Genomic DNA, 21,300 nt, shown 5'->3' with positions numbered 1-21,300 from the left:
ATTCCTTATTTCTGCACCACAATATTTTCCTGTGAAGGATCAACATGCTGCATTTGCAGTTTATCGGTTGCTATACGCTCTACGCGGCTATGATCGCCAAGAGCGTTCTCTTCAAGAATCAGGTTGCGCCATTCGATATCGAGCGCATCACGCTCCAGCACCAGTTGCTCACGCTGCGCCGTTAGCAAGCGCGTCTTGTGCGTGGTGGTCACGACAATTACCGAAGACACCAGCACCGCGATCAGCAGCAACAGCGGGATCTTGCCAAATCGCAGCAAGTCCCCACCGATAACACCAGGTAAGCTGTGGCGCTCGTTGCCAATCATGAAGCCGTTCTCTCCGCGATACGCAACACCGAACTGCGCGCACGTGGGTTTTCGTTCACTTCGGCTTCACCTGGAATCAGCTTGCCCAGCGTTTTCAGTTCACGACCGCCTAACGCTTTGAGCTGCGACTCCGTCATCGGAATGCCGGCTGGCACCTGTGGACCACGGCTCTGATCGCGCATAAAACGCTTCACTAAGCGATCTTCCAGTGAGTGGAAGCTGATGATCGACAACCTGCCGCCAGGCGCGAGAACCGACAATGCCCCTTTCAGCGCGGTATCGATCTCTTCCAGTTCGCTGTTAATCCAGATGCGGATCGCCTGGAAAGTACGCGTTGCCGGGTGCTTAAATTTGTCTTTGACTGGCATCGCGGCGGCAATCACCGTCGCCAGCTCTTTGGTACGCGTCATCGGCTGCTCGCGATTGCGTTCGACGATGGCGCGCGCAATACGTTTACCAAAACGCTCTTCGCCGTAGGTTTTGATCACGAAAGCGATATCCGCCTCTTCCGCGCTCATTAGCCATTCAGCAGCCGATTGCCCGCGCGTTGGGTCCATACGCATATCCAGCGGCCCATCACGCATAAAGGAGAAGCCACGTTCGGCATCATCCAGCTGCGGTGAAGAGACGCCCAGATCGAGTAGAACGCCATCGATCTTGCCGGTCAGACCGCGCTCTTCGACGTATTCTGCCAGCGCCGAAAACGGCCCGTGGACGATCGAGAAACGAGGATCGTTTATCTCAGCGGCTGCGGCTATCGCTTGCGGATCGCGATCAATCGCTATCAGTTGCCCTTTCTCGCCAAGCTGCGAAAGGATTAAGCGCGAGTGACCGCCGCGACCAAAAGTGCCATCGATATAAATGCCGTCTTCCCTGATATTGAGGCCGTTTACCGCCTCATCCAGCAGCACTGTGGTGTGTTTGAAATTTTCCTGCATAGCTATAGCGACAAGTCCTGCAACCGCTCAGATAAAGGCTCCTGAGCCGACTGTTCTGTGTCAATATCGTCCTTAACTTGTTGATACCAGGTCTGTTCATCCCACAGCTCAAACTTATTGAACTGTCCAACCAGCATCACTTCTTTGGTCAGGCCGGCATGTTGTCTTAGCGTGTTCGCCAGCAACAAACGGCCCGCATTATCCATCTGACACTCACTAGCATGTCCTAACAGCAATCGCTGCACGCGACGCTCGGCTGGATTCATGCTGGATAAGCGAGACAGCTTTTTTTCAATGATTTCCCATTCGGGCAAGGTGTAAAGCAGCAGGCATGGTTGATGGAGGTCAATGGTGCATACCATTTGCCCCTGAGACTCTGCGACAAGCAATTCGCGATAGCGTGTTGGTACGGCTAATCGCCCTTTACTGTCGAGATTGACTAACGTTGCTCCACGGAACATGCCAGCCTTACCCCTCAATCACCCGTTTTCACCACTTTATCCCACTTTTTACCACGAAACGAGTTTACGGAGCCGATGAAATCCTTGTCAAGCCGCAACGGCAAGTGAATATCACTATTTACATGGAGTGAAATTAATCGGAGAAGGGAATAAATCCACATTAAATGGCAAAATAAATAATTAACCTGATGAATAGTTGAATAAAATTTTTCGCAATGTGAAAAATGGCGAAAAATAAAGCGCTTTTGCAATGAAATATATTTACCCTGCAATCTGCGACAGGGGCTGCATTTTAGGGGATTTCTGAAAAGAAGCCTAGCGACTTCACGCCAGCTCTGCTGCGCCTTTCTGATGAACATGTAAACAATTAAGAAAAGTCAGGAAGGTTAAATTGTTAGCTGGAGTGGCGATAATTTACGCTTTTTTACGCCATGAGCTTAAGAGGAATTATTTGCAGGGTAAATTAGACGTGGGCAGCTAACCGCCCACTCGTTCATTTTGGGCGGCGGCTTAATTGTCCGCGGCGGAATAAATTACGGCGAATACGTGTTAAACCCGGCTTTGGTTTACGCGGTTCATCTAATGACGCTAATACCAGTTCCAGCACCCGTTCAGCCACATCGCGATGACGCTGACCCACCGCTAATACTGGGCACTCAAGAAAATCCAGCAATTCATGGTCGCCAAAGGTGGCAATCGCCAGGTCAGTTGGTAAACGACCATCGCGCTTCAGCGTAATGTCCATCACGCCCTGTAGCAGGCCAAATGATGTGGTAAATAACGCTTCTGGCATCGGATGCTCTTCAAGGTACTTTTCAAACAGTGTTGCGGCGGCGGCACGATCAAAGCTATTACAGTAGATGTAGTTGATCGGGCGTTCATCTCCTTTCCATGCGTCTCGGAAGCCCAGTTCACGCAGGAAACTTACCGACAATTCCGGCAGCGCGCCAAGGAACAGTACATTCTTCACCGGTAGCTGCCGCAATTCAGCCGCCAGCGCCTGCGCGTCATCCTGATCGGCGCCAACCACGCTGGTAAAATGCTCACGATCTAGCGCACGGTCCAGCGCGATAATCGGTAAAGGATCGTTAATCCAACGCTGATAGAACGGATGTTCTGGCGGTAATGAAGTAGAAACGATGATGGCATCGACCTGACGCTGCAACAGATGCTCGATACAGCGCATTTCGTTATCTGGCTGATCTTCCGAGCAGGCAATCAGCAGCTGATAGCCGCGCTGACGCGCCTGACGCTCCAGATAATTAGCAATCCGCGTGTAACTGGTGTTTTCCAGATCAGGGATCACCAGACCAATTGAACGTGTGCGTCCGGCACGCAGCCCGGCAGCAACGGCATTAGGGTGATAATTGTGTTCACGCACCACCGCCATGACTTTTTCGACGGTTTTTTCGCTGACACGATACTGCCGCGCTTTGCCATTAATTACATAGCTGGCCGTGGTACGCGACACGCCTGCCAGGCGCGCAATTTCATCCAGTTTCACGGTGACACCTTAATTCTGATAAGCCAGCGCTGGCGAAAATATCCGCAGAGTAGCTATGGGTAAAACATTTGTAACATCTAACCGCAGAAAACTACGCCGAGCAACCGCTTTTCTCTCGCATCCTGGATAAGTGCATAAAATAAAAAAACCCGGCATTTCGCCGGGTTAGAATCAGATGAAATCGTGACTTTAGGTGATTAACGCATAACGCGATCGCCACGCGAGACGCCAACGATTCCTGAGCGCGCCACTTCAACAATTTCTGCTACGTCACGCACGGTATTGAGAAACGCGTCGAGTTTATCGCTGGTGCCAGCCAGCTGAACCGTGTAAAGCGTTGACGTGACATCGATGATCTGACCACGGAAAATTTCCGCGCTGCGCTTTACTTCTTCACGGCCGTAACCGCTGGCCTGGATTTTCACTAGCATGATCTCGCGCTCAACATAAGCGCCCTGCCCCAGCTCGCTGACACGTAGCACATCAACCAATTTGTGCAGTTGCTTCTCTATCTGCTCCAGCACTTTCGCGTCGCCGACCGTCTGAATGGTCATACGTGACAAGGTGGGATCATCGGTTGGGGCCACCGTCAGGCTTTCGATGTTGTAGCCACGTTGAGAGAATAGCCCCACTACGCGGGACAATGCGCCGGATTCGTTTTCCAGCAGAACTGATAATACACGACGCATAATTAAGTCCTCTCCGTTTTGCTCAACCACATCTCATCCATCGAACCACCCCTAATTTGCATCGGGTAAACGTGCTCACTGCCGTCAATATTTACATCCACGAACACCAAACGGCCTTTCGCCAGCGTGTCCAGCGCCAACTGGAGCTTCTCTTCCAGTTCTGCAGGATGCTGGATCGCAATACCAACGTGGCCATATGCCTCGGCCAGACGAACAAAGTCAGGCAGTGACTGCATGTAGGATTGCGAGTGACGGCCAGAGTAAATCATGTCCTGCCACTGTTTAACCATGCCAAGGAAGCCGTTGTTGAGGTTCAGCACCAGCACCGGCAAATCGTATTGCAGCGCGGTCGACAGCTCCTGAATGTTCATCTGAATACTGCCATCGCCGGTCACGCAGATAACCGTCTCATCCGGCAATGCCATCTTCACACCCAGCGCAGCAGGCAGGCCGAAGCCCATGGTGCCTAAGCCGCCGGAGTTGATCCAACGACGCGGCTTATCGAACTGGTAGTAAAGAGCGGCAAACATCTGATGCTGACCGACGTCAGACGTGACGTAAGCTTCGCCTTTGGTCAGACGACAAATGGTTTCGATCACCGCCTGTGGCTTGATTTTGTCACTGGTGCGATCAAATTCCAGGCACTTGCGGCCACGCCAGCCCTCAATGGTCTGCCACCAGTCTCGTAAGCTATCGAGTTCCTGCTTTGCATCGCTCTGCGACAGCAGCTCGAGCATCTGAGCCAGCGTCTGCTTCGCATCACCGACGATCGGAATGTCCGCGCTGACGGTTTTGGAGATCGAGGTCGGATCAACGTCGATATGCATAATGGTGGCGTTCGGGCAGTACTTTGCCAGATTATTGGTGGTGCGATCGTCAAAGCGCACACCAATACCGAAAATCAGATCGGCGTTGTGCATGGTCATGTTGGCTTCGTACGTGCCGTGCATGCCAAGCATACCAACGCTCTGACGGTGCGTGCCAGGGAAGACACCCAAGCCCATCAGCGACATGGTCACCGGAATGTTCAGTTGTTCTGCCAGCTGCAACAGTTCTGCTTCGCAGCCTGACATAATCGCCCCGCCGCCCGCGTAGATTACCGGCTTATGTGCCGCCAACAGCGTCTGCAGCGCGCGCTTAATCTGGCCTTTATGGCCCTGGATGGTCGGATTGTAAGAGCGCATGCTCACGGTTTCCGGCCAGACGTATGGCAATTTGTTGGCTGGATTCAGAATATCTTTTGGCAGATCGATCACTACCGGACCCGGACGACCGCTCGCCGCCAGCCAGAAGGCCTTTTTCAGCACCGTTGGGATCTCTTCGGTGTTTTTCACCAGGAAGCTGTGCTTCACTACCGGACGCGAGATGCCAACCATGTCGCATTCCTGAAATGCATCGTAACCAATCAGCGAAGAAGGCACCTGACCCGACAGAATCACCAGTGGAATGGAATCCATGTAGGCGGTTGCAATGCCGGTAATGGCGTTCGTGGCACCCGGACCGGAGGTCACAAGTACAACACCGACTTCGCCAGTCGCGCGCGCCAGGCCATCAGCCATGTGCACTGCACCTTGTTCATGACGGACCAATACATGGTCAATCCCACCGACCGTTTGCAGCGCATCATAAATATCGAGCACTGCTCCGCCCGGATAGCCGAATACCTGCTTAACGCCCTGATCGATTAACGAACGGACGACCATTTCGGCTCCTGACAACATCTCCATTTTCTGCCTCCAGGCTTGAGGGACTGAATCCACTGACGTTCGCGTTTCCCGCACGCCACTGATATCCGGCCCCCGATCGCCAATTAAGATCAAAACCTTATGTTTATGCTCAGAAGACGGCGTTCATTTCCGCCTTCCAGGTACAGGGAATCTACTTGAGTTAATTCTTTTAAGAGTAGGTCGATTACCATAACCGCAGACAACCCGAGCTGCAAACGCCAGGATGCTAGCGCGAGTCTGAACCGGCAATAAAGGCACTGATGCGTGATTATCGCCTGGGAGGATTAAACTAATCCTTAGTCATAACCGCAGAGGAATATGCTGGTTTAGAGATTATTTGCAGCGTGTTCTGAGAAATATGATTTTCATATTGCCTGACCACTCAGTCCACAATCTTTTGTGATAATTATTTTCTGGCGGGATTATCTATAAACAGGCTTAATCACATCATATTACTCTACACAACAAGTCTTATCTTGTTTTATACACCCTGAAGAATTCTGATTTAAAATAATAACTATCAATAACTTAAAATAAATTCTACTTTCCAGGTAATTTTCTAGTCCGCCGAATTTACTCATTCCGTCAATAATTAATGTCAATGCTCTGCTCTGCCGAAAAATCGCAGCAGATCGCCCTCTTGGTTTTGTAGAAATACCCTTGCAGTTAAGGTTGACTTCACGCGTCGATTGCAGTACCAATATGTGCAGCACATAATTTACGAGGTTTGATTCATGTTTCATTCTTTCCGCCTACTCGGTCTACTACTAAACGCATCCAGTTTGCGCGGTAGACTCGTGGGCGGAATCAGTAACTGATTCGAACCTACTGAAGTTTAAGAAACCCGCGCCAATGCGCGGGTTTTTTTATGCTCGTAGCACCGGCAACGTTAATGCATAAGGAAGATTACGATGAGCCAGCAAGTTATTATTTTCGATACCACTCTGCGTGACGGCGAACAGGCTTTACAGGCCAGCCTGAGTGTTAAAGAAAAACTGCAGATCGCTCTGGCGTTGGAACGTATGGGCGTGGATGTGATGGAAGTGGGATTCCCCGTTTCTTCTCCCGGCGATTTTGAATCCGTACAGACCATCGCGCGTACCATCAAAAACAGTCGCGTTTGTGGACTGGCACGCTGCGTTGAGAAGGACATTGACGCTGCATACGAATCACTGCGTGTTGCTGAAGCATTTCGTATTCACACCTTCATCGCCACTTCACCGATGCACATCGCCACTAAACTCCGCAGCACGTTGCCTGAAGTAATTGAACGCGCGGTACATATGATCAAACGCGCCCGCAACTACACCGATGACGTAGAATTCTCCTGTGAAGATGGTGGCCGTACCCCAATCGATGATCTGTGCCGCATGGTTGAAGCCGCTATCAATGCCGGTGCGACCACCATCAACATTCCAGACACCGTTGGCTACACCTTGCCAGGCGAATATGCCAACATCATCGGCCAGTTGGTGGCTCGCGTTCCGAATATCGATAAAGCCATTCTCTCTGTTCATACCCATGACGATTTGGGTATGGCGACCGGTAATGCCATCGCCGCGGTATTGGCCGGTGCGCGTCAGGTAGAAGGTACCTTGAACGGTTTAGGCGAGCGCGCCGGTAACTGCGCGCTGGAAGAAGTGATCATGGCGATTAAAACCCGTCAGCAGATTATGAACGTGCACACCAATATCAATCATCAGGAAATCTACCGCACCAGCCAAACCGTGAGTCAAATCTGCAACATGCCGATTCCGGCCAACAAAGCGGTGGTCGGTTCCAACGCCTTCGCCCACTCTTCGGGTATTCACCAGGATGGCGTGCTGAAAAACCGCGAAAACTACGAAATCCTGACGCCAGAATCCATTGGCCTGCACAAAATCCAGCTGAACCTGACCTCACGTTCTGGTCGTGCCGCCGTTAAACATCGCATGGAAGAGATGGGCTACAAAGAGTCAGATTACAACCTCGACACCTTGTACGACGCCTTCCTGAAGCTGGCCGATAAGAAAGGTCAGGTATTCGATTACGACCTGGAAGCCTTAGCCTTTATCAACAAACAGAACGAAGAGCCAGAATACTTCCAGCTGAACGAATTTAACGTGCAGACCGGTTCCAGCGTGACCGCCACTGCATCGGTGCAGTTGGGCTGCGGTGAAGAGACCAAAGCCGATGCAGCAACCGGTAACGGTCCAGTTGATGCCGTTTATCAGGCCATCAATCGCATTACCGGTTTTGAAGCCGAACTGATCAATTACAAGTTGACTGCAAAAGGCCACGGCGAGAACGCGTTGGGCCAGGTAGATATCGTGGTTCATTACAACGGTCGTAAATTCCACGGCGTGGGCCTGGCGACCGATATCGTCGAATCATCAGCTAAAGCGATGGTGAACGCGTTGAACAATATTTGGCGTGCTAAGCAGGTGGAAAAAGAACTGCAGCGTAAATTTAAAGATCAGAAGGAAACGGTGTAACTATGTCTAAGTCTTCTCATATCGCGGTATTACCAGGCGACGGAATTGGTCCGGAAGTGATGGCGCAGGCCATGAAAGTTCTCGACGCAATTCGTACGCGTTTCGACATGCGTATCACCACCAGCGAATATGATGTTGGCGGTATCGCCATCGATCGTCATGGTGAACCATTGCCACCGGCTACTGTTGCCGGCGCAGAACAAGCGGATGCGATTCTGTTTGGTTCGGTAGGTGGTCCAAAATGGGAACATCTGCCACCCGCTCAGCAGCCAGAGCGCGGTGCGTTGCTGCCGCTGCGTAAGCACTTCAAGCTGTTCAGCAACCTGCGTCCCGCTGCGCTGTATAAAGGCCTGGAAGCGTTCTGCCCGCTGCGTAGTGATATCGCCGAGCGTGGTTTCGATATCCTGTGCGTGCGTGAACTGACTGGCGGCATCTACTTCGGTCAGCCGAAAGGCCGTGAAGGCAGCGGCCCGCATGAGCGCGCCTTTGACACCGAGGTTTATCACCGCTTTGAAATCGAGCGCATTGCCCGCATCGCCTTTGAATCTGCCCGCAAACGTCGCAACATCGTCACCTCTATCGATAAAGCGAACGTTTTGCAGACGTCAGTCATGTGGCGCGAGATTGTGAACGAAGTGGCAAAAGACTACCCGGATGTGCAACTGAGCCACATGTACATCGATAACGCCACCATGCAGCTGATTAAAGATCCATCACAGTTTGACGTGCTGCTGTGTTCTAACCTGTTTGGCGACATCCTGTCAGACGAATGCGCCATGATTACCGGTTCAATGGGCTTGCTGCCGTCGGCCAGTCTTAATGAAGAAGGTTTCGGCCTGTTTGAGCCTGCGGGCGGATCGGCACCGGATATCGCGGGTCAGAACATTGCCAACCCGATTGCGCAGATTCTGTCGCTGTCGCTGCTGCTGCGTTACAGCCTGAATGCGGATGACGCTGCCGCTAGCATTGAACGCGCCGTGAGCCGCGCGTTGGAAGCGGGTTATCGCACCCGTGATTTAGCCGGTGACGGCAAAGCCGTAAGCACAGATGAAATGGGCAGCATCATTGCCGGTTTTATCGCCGAGGAAAAATAATAAAATGAAAAGCTTATACCAGAAGTTATTTGATGCACATGTCGTCAACGAAACGTCAAATGAAACGCCGTTACTGTATATCGATCGCCATTTGATTCATGAAGTCACGTCACCGCAGGCCTTTGATGGCCTGCGTGCACACGGCCGCAAAGTGCGTCAGCCGTCGAAAACCTTCGCCACCATGGATCACAACGTTTCCACTCAGACCAAAGACATCAATGCGTCGGGTGAGATGGCACGTATTCAGATGCAGGAGCTGATGAAGAACTGTGCTGAGTTCGGCATTCAGCTGTATGACCTGAATCATCCGTTCCAGGGCATCGTGCATGTGATTGGGCCGGAGCAAGGTATGACGTTGCCGGGTATGACCATCGTCTGCGGCGATTCCCACACGGCCACCCACGGCGCATTTGGTTCACTGGCATTCGGTATCGGTACTTCCGAAGTTGAGCATGTGTTTGCCACGCAAACCCTGAAACAGGGCCGTGCGAAGACTATGAAAATTGAAGTGCTGGGTGAAGCTGCGCCGGGCATTACCGCCAAAGACATCGTGTTGGCGATCATCGGTAAAACCGGCAGTGCGGGTGGTACCGGTCACGTTGTCGAGTTTTGTGGCCCCGCAATTGAAGCGCTGAGCATGGAAGGCCGCATGACGCTGTGTAACATGGCGATTGAAATGGGTGCCAAAGCGGGCCTGGTTGCGCCGGATGACACCACATTCAACTACTTGAAAGACAAACAATTTGCGCCGAAAGGCGAGCAGTGGGAACAAGCCGTTGCTTACTGGCGCACATTGAAATCAGACAACGATGCCAAATTCGACAGCATCGTCACGCTGCACGCGGAAGATATTGCACCGCAAGTGACCTGGGGCACCAACCCAGGCCAGGTGATGGCGGTGGATCAGGCGATTCCGAATCCACAATCGTTTGCCGATCCGGTTGAGCGCGCCTCGGCGGAAAAAGCGCTGGCTTACATGGATCTGCAGCCCGGTATCAAATTGACTGATGTGGCGATCGATAAAGTGTTTATCGGCTCCTGCACCAACTCACGCATCGAAGATCTGCGTGCCGCAGCCGCCATTGCTAAAGGTCGCAAAGTGGCGCCAGGTGTAGTGGCGATGGTGGTGCCAGGTTCTGGTCCGGTGAAAGCACAAGCCGAAGCCGAAGGTCTGGACAAAATCTTCCTTGAAGCCGGTTTTGAATGGCGTTTGCCAGGCTGCTCGATGTGTCTGGCGATGAACAATGATCGTCTGAACCCGGGCGAACGCTGCGCATCAACCAGCAACCGTAACTTTGAAGGTCGTCAGGGCCGTGGCGGACGCACGCACCTGGTGAGCCCGGCGATGGCCGCTGCCGCCGCCGTAACCGGTCGCTTTGCCGACATTCGTGAATTGACTCAGGGAGCTTAAGCCATGGCGAACAAATTTACTCAACACACCGGCATTGTCGCGCCATTGGATGCCGCCAACGTCGACACCGATGCCATCATTCCGAAGCAGTTTTTGCAGAAAGTGACGCGTACCGGTTTTGGCGCGCATCTTTTCCACGACTGGCGCTTTGATGACGATGCTGGCACCAAGCCAACCGCCAGCTTCGTGCTCAACAAACCCGAATTCAAAGGCACCAGCATTTTGCTGGCGCGCGAGAACTTCGGCTGCGGCTCTTCACGTGAGCATGCGCCGTGGGCACTGACCGACTTCGGTTTCCATGTGGTGATCGCGCCAAGCTTCGCGGACATCTTCTATGGCAACAGCTTCAACAATCAGTTGCTGCCAGTGAAGCTGAGCGATGAAGAAGTGGATGAGATGTTCAAACTGGTTGCCGCACAGCCGGGCGTCACCTTCACGGTGGATCTGGAAGCGCAGACGGTGAGCGCGGGCGATAAGACCTACAGTTTCGAAATCGACAGCTTCCGCCGTCACTGCATGATCAACGGCCTCGACAGCATTGGCCTGACGCTGCAACACGAAGCGTCAATTACCCGCTACGAGACCAATCAGCCCGCGTTTTTACGCTAAGGCACTAAGGGCGACATGCTGTCGCCCTTCTCTTTTCTATCTATCCACAACATCTCTCACGCGTGACGCCAATCCCAACGCCAACACCGCAAGCCCCAACGCCAGCCAGTAAACCGACTCATGACCAAAGCGCTCGCTCATGGTGCCCTGAATGATGCCGGCGATAATCATGCCGGTGGAAATCGAGGTGGTGAACAGCGTCGTCGCCGCGCCCGCACGTCCGGGCATTAAATCCTGGAACCACAACATGCCAATCCCGGCGATGATGCCGATAAACGCGGCGTTAAACAGTTGCAGCACCATCAACGCTGTGCGCGACTGGAACATGACCAGTCCGAAATAAAACACAATTCCCGCCACCAGCGCCAGCAGCATCAGTTTGCGTTTGCCGGTACGCCGCGCGTAATGCCCTGCCAGCAGCATGATCGGAATCTCCAGCCCGGCGGCGGTGCCCATTAATAACCCCGCCAGCTTCTCCGGCAGGCCAAGTGTGGTGCTGATATACAGAGGCATATCAATAATATACATGGTGTTGCACGCCCACATGGTGACAGAGGCGATAAAAAGCAGCCGCACCTGGCTATCCTTCCACGGGCTAAGCTGCGTTAGCACCTCTTCAGGCGATGCCACCACGCGTGGCACCGATGGCAAGGTGCGCCAGATCAGTAGCATACTCAGCAGAAAGATTCCCGCCGCAACGCAAAACAGCGTCACAAAGCCATAGTTGAGCGCCAGCGCGAACGACAGCGGCGGCCCGATCACCCACGCCAGTGACAACTGCGCACGCATCACCGAGCTGAACATCACCACTTCACGCGCCGACTGATCGGCATATTCACGCGCGAGGGCGAACACCTGCGGAATCGACACGCTAGCCAGCGCAGACAAAAACACGCCTAGCGTCACCAGCGTTAAATAGTGGCGATTGAAGGCAAACAGCAGCGCATTCAGCGTTGCCATCAGGCAGCAGAACAGGATCAGGTTGCGGCGATCGCCCTTATTATCGGAGCGTTTCGCCATCAGCAGGCTGATCACGATTCCCGCTATCGCATTGATGGTAAAGAACAAGCCCACCCAGAACGGGCTCACCTGTACTTCGCGCGTCAGGAACAGGCTCAGCGTCGGTGCCTGTAATGCACCGGCCACGCCGGTCATAAACGACACAGCCATAAATGAGAGATAGACCGGATTGACGCGGCGTTGGCGCGTTAACAGCGATTTCATGCAGAAATCCCTTTGCGGTTAAAAATGGGTAGAGAAAAGAGGGTAGAAGATTCTACAGCAAAACGAAAAAAGCCAGCAGATAAAGCGCTGCTGGCGGTGAAAATGCACCCTACTCAGAAAAGGTTCCACATTGGCGGAACCGCTGTTAGAGCGCCATTCATTGCTGAATGCCTCCCGCTCTTCCATTGCCGGGCAGTATGCCTCTAATATGAGGCAGGAAAAACTGAGCGATTCTGAGAAGGAGTTCCCCTTTTATGTCCTCTGCACGTCTGCAACAGCAATTCATCCGCTTATGGCAAAGCTGCCAGGGCCAGGATCAGGAAACGACCTTGAACGCGTTGGCCGAACGGCTGCATTGCTCGCGTCGGCATATGCGTAACCTGCTCAACGCCATGCAAGGTGAAGGCTGGCTGATTTGGCAGGCGGAAGCGGGACGTGGCAAGCGCTCAATGCTGAGTTTCTGCTACACCGGCTTGGCACTCCAGCAACAGCGTGCCGAGGATCTGCTGGAGCAGGATCGTATCGATCAGCTAGTACAGTTAGTGGGCGATAAAAATCAGGTGCGCCAGATGATCGCGGCACATTTAGGCCGTAGCTTTCGGCAAGGCAAACACATCCTGCGCGTGCTTTATTATCGTCCGCTGCCTAATCTACTGCCCGGTTCGCCGCTGCGCCGTTCAGAAACCCATCTGGCAAGGCAAATTTTCAACGGTCTGATGCGTATAAATGAGGAAAAGGGGGAAATCGAGCCCGATATTGCGCATCACTGGCAGCAAACCTCACCGCTGCACTGGCGCTTCTTTCTACGCCCGGCGATTCGTTTTCACCATGGCCGTGAACTGGAGATTGACGATGTCATTGCCTCACTGGAACGCGTGCGCAGCCAGCCGCTGTTTTCACATATCGAAAAGCTGCATTCGCCCGCGCCCTGGACGCTGGATATCCATCTTAGTCAGCCCGACGATTGGTTACCATGGCTGCTGGCAAGCGTCAGCGCGATGATCCTACCGCGCGAATGGCCGACCCTACGTCAGTTTTCTCGCCAGCCGATTGGCACCGGGCCTTACAGCGTGGAGCGTAATCAGCAGACACAGCTGAGAATTGCCGCCTTTGATGACTATTTTGGCTATCGCGCGCTGATTGATGATGTGTCGATTTGGGTGCTACCCGAGATCAGCGATGAACTGGTGTATGCCGGGGTAAAACTGCAGGGCGAAACCGCGGATGAAAAATCGGAAGAGAGTCGACTGGAAGAAGGCTGTTATTTTCTGCTGTTCGATCAGCGTTCTGCCTTGGGCCGCGACGCGCATTTCCGCCGCTGGGTGAGCTATCTGTTCAACCCCATCGCCTTATTAAATCATGCTGGCGTTGGCTATCAGCGTTACTGGTTCCCGGCCTATGGCCTGCTGCCGCGCTGGCACCATCGCCGCGATCTCACACCTGCCGACAAACCGGCAGGATTAACCCAACTAACGCTGAGTTGGTATAGCCATCACGTCGAGCATGAAGGCATCGCCAACGCGTTGCGCCCGCTGCTGGCACAGCACGGTGTGGAGTTAATCACGCGGGAGGTGAGCTACGAAGTGTGGTTTGAAGGCAAAAGCGAAAGTGACATTTGGCTCGGCAGCGTCAACTTTACCCTGCCGCTGGAGTACGCGCTATTCGCCCAACTGTTCGAGCTACCGCTGATGCATCACTGCATCCCGATTGATTGGCAAGGCGATGCGGCGCGCTGGCGGCAGAAAGATTTACCCCTTGCTGAATGGAGCAAACAATTGATCGACAGCGACTATCTGCACCCTCTTTTTCATCATTGGCTGCTGCTGGAAGGTCAACGCAGTATGCGTGGCGTGCGACTGAATACACTCGGCTGGTTTGATTTCAAATCGGCCTGGTTTGCACCGCCGGAGCTGTAAATAGGTGACCATAAATGGCGACCCTACGTTTAAAGAACGCGGTTTCGTAGGGTACGCATTCATGCACACCGAGCAGAATGGAACAAGACTTCCGGCCCATGATCCTTTCACGCTGTCCTATAAATGACTAGAATGAGCCGTTCTCAACGGGGTGCCTTGATGTCAGGGCTGAGAGAAACCCGTCGAACCTGATCCGGCTAATACCGGCGTAGGGATTTGAGATGTATCACTCCTCAGATCCTTTGCGACTCAACTTATCTTCTCCTCAAGGAGCGCAAAGTGTTAAACAAAGTTCTGCCTGTGTTGCTGCTGGTTGCTGTACCGGCTTTCGCAGCCAAACCGATTCTGACCGTTTACACCTACGATTCATTCTCTGCCGATTGGGGTCCCGGCCCGGCGGTGAAAAAAGCCTTCGAAGCGCAGTGCGACTGCGAGCTGAAGTACGTGGCGCTGGAAGATGGCGTGTCACTGCTCAATCGCGTGCGAATGGAAGGCAAAAACAGCAAAGCCGATGTGGTGCTGGGACTGGATAACAATCTGGTGCAGGCGGCAGAGAAAACCGGCCTGTTTGCTAAAAGCAGCGTCGATACACACGCTTTGCAGCTGCCGGATGGCTGGCATAACGACACCTTCATCCCGTTCGACTATGGCTACTTTGCCTTCGTCTACGATAAAAACAAGCTGAAGAATCCGCCCAAAAGCCTAAAAGAACTGGTCGAAAGCCCGGAAAAATGGCGCGTGATCTATGAAGATCCACGTACCAGCACGCCGGGCCTTGGCCTGTTGCTGTGGATGCAGAAAGTCTATGGCGAAAACGCGCCTGACGCATGGCAGAAGCTGGCACAAAAAACCGTTACCGTTACCAAAGGCTGGAGCGAAGCTTACGGTCTGTTCCTGAAAGGCGAAGGCGATCTGGTATTGAGTTACACCACGTCTCCGGCTTATCACATCATCGAAGAGAAGAAAGAGAACTACGCCGCGGCCGAATTCAGCGAAGGCCACTATTTGCAGGTGGAAGTTGCCGCACAACTCGCCAGCAGTAAACAGCCCAAGCTGGCGCAGCAGTTCATGCAGTTTATGGTTTCTCCTGCCTTCCAGCAGACCATTCCCACCGGCAACTGGATGTATCCCGTCATCAAAAGCGATCTTCCTGCCGGTTATCAAGCGCTACAGGTGCCCGCTAAAGCGTTGCAATTCACGCCAGCCGACGTGGCCGACCATCGCGCCGCATGGATCAGCGCATGGCAACGCGCCGTTAGCCGCTAATGCCAGGTTGGTTAATTCCCGGTTCGCTCACCGCGCTATTGCTGTGCGCGGTAGCGCTGCTGGCGTTTGGCGCCTTGGTGATGGTTGCACCGGCCACCGACTGGCGCGCGCTGCTCGACGACAGCTATCTGCATCATGTGCTGCTGTTCTCGTTTGAGCAGGCGTTGCTCTCAGCGCTGCTGTCGGTGCTGCCCGCGATTCTGCTGGCACGCGCGCTCTATCGTCGCCGTTTCCCTGGCCGCAATCTGTTGCTGCGCCTGTGCGCCATGACGCTGGTGCTACCGGTGCTGGTGGCGGTGTTTGGCTTGCTTAGCGTTTACGGTCGCAGCGGCTGGCTGGCGCAACTGTGCGCGGCCCTCGGCTTTGACTACCACTTTTCGCCGTACGGCCTGCAGGGCATTCTGCTGGCGCACGTCTTCTTTAACCTGCCGCTGGCGACGCGCCTGCTGTTGCAAGCGCTGGAGAGCATTCCCGGCGAGCAGCGGCAAGTCGCCGCCCAACTTGGCCTGCGCGGCTGGAATCTATTTCATTTGCTGGAGTGGCCGTGGCTACGCCGTCAGATTTTGCCCACAGCGGCGCTGATCTTTATGCTCTGTTTCGCCAGCTTCGCCACGGTGCTGGCGTTGGGCGGCGGTCCGCAGGCCACCACGCTGGAGCTGGCGATCTATCAGGCGCTGAATTTCGATTACGATCCGGGTCGCGCGGCGCTGCTGGCAATGTTACAGCTCGGCTGCTGCTTGCTACTGGTATTGCTGAGCCAGCGCTTTAGCAAAGCCATTCCCGCCGGAAGCCAAAGCATTCGTGGCTGGCGCGATCCGCAGGATTCATGGCATGCGCGCGTTGCCGATACGGTATTGATTGGCCTGGCGCTGCTGCTGCTGTTACCACCGCTGGCAGCGGTGGTGGTGGATGGTTTGCGCGGCGGCGTCGCCGGTGCGCTACAACAAGCGGCGCTCTGGCAAGCCACCTTTACCTCGCTGCGTATCGCCGTGGGTGCCGGGGTGCTCTGTGTGGTGCTGACCATGATGCTGCTCTGGAGCAGTCGCGAACTGCGTCAGCGGCAGAATATGATCGCCGCGCAGGCGATGGAAATGAGCGGCATGCTGATTCTGGCGATGCCGGGCATCGTGCTAGCGAGCGGTTTCTTCCTGCTGTTCAACGCCACCATCGGGCTGCCACAGCGCGCCGATGGCTTGGTGATCTTCACCAACGCATTGATCGCCATTCCCTACGCCATGAAAGTGCTGGAGAATCCGATGCGTGATATCAGCGCCCGATACAGCCAGCTGTGTTCCTCACTCGGCATCGCGGGTTTCAACCGCTTGCGACTGATTGAATTGCGCGCGCTGAAACGCCCACTTGCTCAAGCGCTGGCGTTTGCCTGCGTATTGTCGATCGGTGATTTCGGCGTTGTCGCGCTGTTTGGCAGCGCCGATTTTCGCACGCTGCCCTTCTATCTGTTCCAGCAGATTGGCGCCTATCGCGGCGCGGACGGTGCCGTCACCGCGCTGCTGCTACTGTTACTCTGCTTGCTCCTCTTTACACTGATGGAAAAATTACCGGGCCGCCATGCTGACACTGAATAACCTCACTTACCTTTATCAGCATCTGCCGATGCGCTTCAGTTTTACGGCGCAGGCGGGTGAACGTCTGGCGATCCTCGGCCCGAGCGGCGCAGGCAAAAGCACCTTGCTGAGCCTGATTGGCGGCTTTTTGCCGATCAATCAAGGCGCGCTGGTGATGAACGGCGTTGATCATACGCACAGCGTGCCATCAGCGCGGCCGGTGTCGATGCTGTTTCAGGAGAACAATCTTTTTCCGCATCTGACGGTGCAGCAAAACATGGCGTTGGGTTTACATCCGGGCCTGAAACTGACGCGCGATCAGCAGCAGCAGCTGGCCGACATCGCAGAACAAACCGGCCTGCAGCCGATGCTAGCGCGTTTGCCGGGTCAGCTCTCCGGCGGTCAGCGTCAGCGCGTGGCGTTGGCGCGTTGCCTGTTGCGCAATCAGCCGATTTTACTGCTGGATGAGCCCTTTTCCGCGCTCGATCCGGCGCTGCGTGGTGAGATGCTCCAGTTGGTGCGTTCGGTGTGCGAAAGCCGCAACATCACCTTGTTGATGGTGTCGCATAGCCTGGAAGATGCGCAACAGATTGCGGCGCGCAGTTTGGTGATCGTTGATGGGCGCATTTACTGGGATGGCAGCACGGAGAGTTTAGTGCGGGGCGAAAGTGAAGCAGCCGCCATCCTTGGCGTGCAACGTCGTTAAGCGAAGAACACTTTCCCTAACAGCTGGCGGAAGATCGGCATCATCGGATGGAACTGGATGGCGATAAACGCGCCCAGACCGATCGTCGCCATTAACGGTGCCAGCCAGCGCAGGCGCGCGGTCGGCAGATATTTCGTTGCCCAATCAACGGTTTTCCCGCTGCGCCACCAGCGCCACAGTAACCAGCCACCGAGCCACAGCAGCAGCGCCACCAGCAGCAGTAACCATTTAAAGTTGCCGCCCTGTGCCGCCTGCGGCACATCAATCGCCACGCCCGCCAAAATGCCCGGCATCAAATACGCTGGCGGCCAGAGAATGCAGCCGATCAAATTGGGCGGCAAGAACTTGCGCACCGGCAGTTCCAGCATACCTGCCGCTAACGGAATCAGCGGACGCGTTGGCCCAACAAAACGGCCGACCAGAATGGTGAACATGCTGTGCTGGTGCAGTGCATGCTCGGTTTTATCCAGCAAACCCTGGTACTTTTTCAGATATTTCCAGCGATGCAGCGGCCCCTGAAACTTCCAGCCGATGCCGTAAGAGACCCAATCGCCGATTAAACAACCCACGAATCCGGCCGCCCACGCGGGATAAAGACCAATTTGTCCACTACCAACCAGCGCCCCAAGGCTGGCCATTAATACCGTGCCCGGCAACAGCAATCCCACGAAGGCCAGCGACTCAAGGAAGGTCACCAGCGCCACGGCGATCAGCGCGTACTCCAGCGATTGCGAAAACAGGTGTTGAATCCAGGCTTCCATAAATATCCTCTGCGGAATATAGAGGCTGGATTGTCCAGAGCATACCTACAGGCGTCAAGGCAAGAATTGTAGAACGATGTTGACAAAGTGGTGGCAATCTCGCCTGCTGAGACACTGTATAAACATCCATGTTATACTGAATGCAATTCATTCTCTGGAGTTACCGTGACCGATCCGCGCGCAGGTTTTCTGCTTACCCGACATTGGCGAGATACGCCGACCGGCAGCGAAGTGGTGCTGTGGCTGGCAACCGACAACGGCCCGCAGCGGCTGGTGCTGCCTGCGCAGGAATCGGTGGCGTTTGTTCCCGAGGAGTTTCGTGCGCAAACCGAGGCGCTCATCCACGGTGAGCGCCACACGCGCCTGCAAGCGCTGGAGCTGAAGGATTTTCGCCGACGTCCGGTGTTTGGCCTCTATTGCCGCAGCAATCGCCAACTGCAAAACCTGGAAAAGCGCCTGCGCGAGAACGGCATTTCCGTCTACGAAGCCGATATTCGCCCACCCGAACGCTACCTGATGGAGCGCTTTATCACCGCGCCAGTGTGGTTTAGCGGTGAAATGCGCGGTGACAGCGTGGTCAACGCACGCCTAAAACCGCATCCTGATTACCGTCCGCAGTTGAAATGGGTGTCGCTGGATATCGAAACCACCCAGCATGGCGAGCTCTACTGCATCGGGCTGGAAGGCTGCGGCCAGCGCCAGGTTTACATGCTCGGTCCGCCCAACGGCGATGCCAGCACGCTTGATTTTGAGCTGATTTATGTGGATAGCCGCCCACAGCTGCTGGAGCAGCTCAATGCCTGGTTTGAGCGGCATGAACCGGACGTGATTATCGGCTGGAACGTGGTGCAGTTCGATCTGCGTGTATTGCAAAAGCATGCCGACCGTTACGGCATTCCGCTGCGCTTAGGCCGCCAGAAGCACGCGCTGGAGTGGCGCGAGCACGGTTTTAAACCCGGCGTGTTCTTCGCGCAGGCGACGGGCCGCTTGATTATCGATGGCATCGACGCGCTCAAATCCGCCTTCTGGGATTTTCCCTCTTTCAGCCTTGAAGCGGTATCGCGCCAGCTGCTGGGTGAAGGCAAAGCCATTGATAATCCGTGGCAGCGCATGGAGGAGATTAACTGGCGCTTCGCCAACGATAAACCGGCGCTGGCGAAATACAATCTCAAGGATTGCGAGCTGGTGACGCGCATTTTCCAGCACACCGCCATCATGCCGTTCTTGCTGGAACGCGCCACGGTGAACGGTTTAGCGGTGGATCGTCACGGCGGTTCGGTGGCGGCGTTTGGGCATCTCTATATTCCGCGCATGCACCGCGCCGGTTTCGTGGCGCCTAATCTCGGCGAAGTGGCGCCGGAAGCCAGCCCTGGCGGCTACGTGATGGATTCGCGTCCCGGCCTGTATGACTCGGTGCTGGTACTGGATTATAAAAGTCTGTATCCCTCGATTATTCGTACCTTTCTCATCGATCCGGTCGGTCTGGTGGAAGGCCTGGCGCATCCGGATGATGTTGATTCGGTCCCCGGCTTCCGCAACGCGCGTTTTTCCCGCGACACGCACTGTTTACCCGCGATTGTCGAGCAGATCTGGCAAGGTCGCGAAGCCGCTAAGCGCGACAACAATAAACCGCTGTCACAGGCGCTGAAAATCATCATGAATGCTTTTTACGGCGTGCTCGGGACCAGCGCTTGTCGTTTCTTCGATCCGCGCCTGGCGTCATCCATTACCCTGCGCGGCCACGCCATCATGCAGCAAACGCGCGAATTGATTGAAGCCGAAGGCTTTGATGTGATTTACGGCGATACCGATTCTACCTTCGTCTGGCTGAAAGGCGCGCGCAGTGAAGCGGAGGCGGCGGCAATGGGTCGTCACCTCGCCGAACGTGTTAATGGCTGGTGGCAGCAGCATCTGCAATCCACGTATGGGCTGAAGAGCGCGCTGGAGCTTGAGTATGAAACCCACTTCAGCCGCTTTCTGATGCCGACCATTCGCGGCGCCGAACAGGGCAGCAAAAAGCGTTACGCCGGCCTGATCCGCAGCGACAGTGGCGAGCGGCTGGTGTTTAAAGGCCTCGAATCCGTACGCACCGACTGGACGCCGCTGGCGCAACAGTTCCAGCAGAACCTGTATGGCCGCATTTTTCGTGGCGAACCGTGGCAGGATTACATCCGCGAAACAGTGGCGCAATTGCTGGCAGGCGAGCTCGACGATCGTCTGGTGTATAAAAAGCGGCTGCGTCGCGCACTGAAAGATTACGAGCGCAATGTGCCGCCACACGTGCGTGCCGCGCGTCTCGCCGATGAGCACAACCGTAAGTTACAGCGGCCGTTGCAATATCAAAACGGCGGCTCGATTCGCTATGTGATGGCGACGGCAGGACCGGAACCCCTGGAGGCGCGTAACACGCCTCTCGACTACGATCACTACGTCACCAAACAGCTACAACCGGTGGCTGACGGTATTTTACCGTTTGTCGGTGATGACTTTGCTACACTGATTACTGGGCAGTTGGGGCTTTTTTGACAGGTGACGAATGCCTTGCCATCCAGTACCATAGCGCCCTTCCTGATTCTCACCGCACACACAATCTGACCAAACACCCGTTTGGCGGTTGGGTATTGCCTGA

General features: G+C 54.7%; 18 protein-coding genes and 1 riboswitch. Of the genes, 10 read left to right on the top strand and 8 right to left on the bottom strand.

Going from position 1 to position 21,300, the window contains the following annotated elements:
- Positions 1-5: 5 nt before the first annotated feature.
- The 6 genes from ftsL to ilvI form a co-directional block, all read right to left on the bottom strand.
- Positions 6-326: a cell division protein FtsL gene (gene ftsL, locus AC6I8K_RS03370; RefSeq protein WP_008108617.1), complete on the bottom strand. Its 321-nt coding sequence runs from the start codon at positions 324-326 to the stop codon at positions 6-8.
- Entirely contained in the window at positions 323-1,264 is a 942-nt protein-coding gene (gene rsmH / locus AC6I8K_RS03365; protein WP_008108618.1) for a 16S rRNA (cytosine(1402)-N(4))-methyltransferase RsmH, read from the bottom strand. The genes ftsL and rsmH overlap by 4 nt, the downstream gene beginning before the upstream one ends.
- Before the next feature lie 2 nt (positions 1,265-1,266).
- Positions 1,267-1,725: a division/cell wall cluster transcriptional repressor MraZ gene (gene mraZ, locus AC6I8K_RS03360; protein WP_007885013.1), complete on the bottom strand. Its 459-nt coding sequence runs from the start codon at positions 1,723-1,725 to the stop codon at positions 1,267-1,269.
- A gap of 493 nt (positions 1,726-2,218) precedes the next feature.
- The gene (gene cra / locus AC6I8K_RS03355; RefSeq protein ID WP_497826230.1) at positions 2,219-3,229 is read right to left on the bottom strand and encodes a catabolite repressor/activator; all 1,011 of its coding nucleotides are present in this window, start codon (positions 3,227-3,229) and stop codon (positions 2,219-2,221) included.
- A gap of 197 nt (positions 3,230-3,426) precedes the next feature.
- Positions 3,427-3,918: an acetolactate synthase small subunit gene (gene ilvN, locus AC6I8K_RS03350; protein WP_064737588.1), complete on the bottom strand. Its 492-nt coding sequence runs from the start codon at positions 3,916-3,918 to the stop codon at positions 3,427-3,429.
- Positions 3,919-3,920: 2 nt separating this feature from the next.
- Positions 3,921-5,645: an acetolactate synthase 3 large subunit gene (ilvI, locus tag AC6I8K_RS03345; protein ID WP_483816801.1), complete on the bottom strand. Its 1,725-nt coding sequence runs from the start codon at positions 5,643-5,645 to the stop codon at positions 3,921-3,923.
- A gap of 734 nt (positions 5,646-6,379) precedes the next feature.
- Here ilvI and leuL point away from each other — a divergent pair.
- The 5 genes from leuL to leuD all read left to right on the top strand — a co-directional run bounded on the left by leuL (position 6,380) and on the right by leuD (position 11,233).
- The gene (gene leuL, locus AC6I8K_RS03340) at positions 6,380-6,463 is read left to right on the top strand and encodes a leu operon leader peptide (protein WP_155726360.1); all 84 of its coding nucleotides are present in this window, start codon (positions 6,380-6,382) and stop codon (positions 6,461-6,463) included.
- A gap of 93 nt (positions 6,464-6,556) precedes the next feature.
- Entirely contained in the window at positions 6,557-8,119 is a 1,563-nt protein-coding gene (gene leuA / locus AC6I8K_RS03335) for a 2-isopropylmalate synthase (RefSeq protein ID WP_064737590.1), read from the top strand.
- Positions 8,120-8,121: 2 nt separating this feature from the next.
- Positions 8,122-9,213 (top strand): 3-isopropylmalate dehydrogenase, encoded by a 1,092-nt coding sequence (gene leuB, locus AC6I8K_RS03330; protein WP_007885003.1) that lies wholly within the window; start codon positions 8,122-8,124, stop codon positions 9,211-9,213.
- A 4-nt stretch (positions 9,214-9,217) separates the two neighbouring features.
- On the top strand, positions 9,218-10,624 hold the full coding sequence (gene leuC, locus AC6I8K_RS03325) for a 3-isopropylmalate dehydratase large subunit (protein WP_064737591.1): 1,407 nt from the start codon (positions 9,218-9,220) through the stop codon (positions 10,622-10,624).
- 3 nt (positions 10,625-10,627) lie between these two features.
- Positions 10,628-11,233 (top strand): 3-isopropylmalate dehydratase small subunit, encoded by a 606-nt coding sequence (leuD, locus tag AC6I8K_RS03320; protein ID WP_064737592.1) that lies wholly within the window; start codon positions 10,628-10,630, stop codon positions 11,231-11,233.
- 36 nt (positions 11,234-11,269) lie between these two features.
- Here leuD and AC6I8K_RS03315 read toward each other — a convergent pair whose 3' ends face one another.
- Entirely contained in the window at positions 11,270-12,457 is a 1,188-nt protein-coding gene (locus AC6I8K_RS03315; RefSeq protein WP_483816800.1) for an MFS transporter, read from the bottom strand.
- Positions 12,458-12,711: 254 nt separating this feature from the next.
- Here AC6I8K_RS03315 and sgrR point away from each other — a divergent pair, with 254 nt between their 5' ends.
- The 4 genes from sgrR to thiQ all read left to right on the top strand — a co-directional run bounded on the left by sgrR (position 12,712) and on the right by thiQ (position 17,910).
- Positions 12,712-14,373, top strand: coding sequence for an HTH-type transcriptional regulator SgrR (gene sgrR / locus AC6I8K_RS03310; protein ID WP_483816799.1), 1,662 nt, complete (start codon positions 12,712-12,714; stop codon positions 14,371-14,373).
- 137 nt (positions 14,374-14,510) lie between these two features.
- A riboswitch (TPP riboswitch) is annotated at positions 14,511-14,606 on the top strand.
- A gap of 46 nt (positions 14,607-14,652) precedes the next feature.
- Positions 14,653-15,639, top strand: a complete 987-nt coding sequence (gene thiB / locus AC6I8K_RS03305) for a thiamine ABC transporter substrate binding subunit (RefSeq protein WP_497826229.1) — start codon at positions 14,653-14,655, stop codon at positions 15,637-15,639.
- Positions 15,639-17,225 carry a thiamine/thiamine pyrophosphate ABC transporter permease ThiP gene (gene thiP / locus AC6I8K_RS03300; RefSeq protein ID WP_497826228.1) on the top strand — a complete coding sequence of 529 codons (1,587 nt, stop codon included), beginning with the start codon at positions 15,639-15,641 and terminating at the stop codon, positions 17,223-17,225. The genes thiB and thiP overlap by 1 nt, the downstream gene beginning before the upstream one ends.
- Positions 17,209-17,910: a thiamine ABC transporter ATP-binding protein ThiQ gene (gene thiQ / locus AC6I8K_RS03295; protein ID WP_064737597.1), complete on the top strand. Its 702-nt coding sequence runs from the start codon at positions 17,209-17,211 to the stop codon at positions 17,908-17,910. Before thiP ends, thiQ begins: the two co-directional genes overlap by 17 nt.
- Here thiQ and AC6I8K_RS03290 read toward each other — a convergent pair.
- Positions 17,907-18,671 (bottom strand): DedA family protein, encoded by a 765-nt coding sequence (locus AC6I8K_RS03290; protein WP_064737598.1) that lies wholly within the window; start codon positions 18,669-18,671, stop codon positions 17,907-17,909. The two genes, thiQ and AC6I8K_RS03290, sit on opposite strands and share 4 nt — an antisense overlap.
- Before the next feature lie 165 nt (positions 18,672-18,836).
- Between AC6I8K_RS03290 and polB the strand changes: the two genes are divergently transcribed.
- Complete coding sequence (gene polB, locus AC6I8K_RS03285; protein ID WP_483816795.1) at positions 18,837-21,197, top strand: DNA polymerase II; 2,361 nt, start codon at positions 18,837-18,839, stop codon at positions 21,195-21,197.
- The last annotated feature ends 103 nt before the right edge of the window (positions 21,198-21,300 follow it).

This window comes from Pantoea sp. X-Soil-ISGK-421 (assembly GCF_059730785.1).
This window is presented reverse-complemented; position numbering and strand designations above follow the sequence as displayed.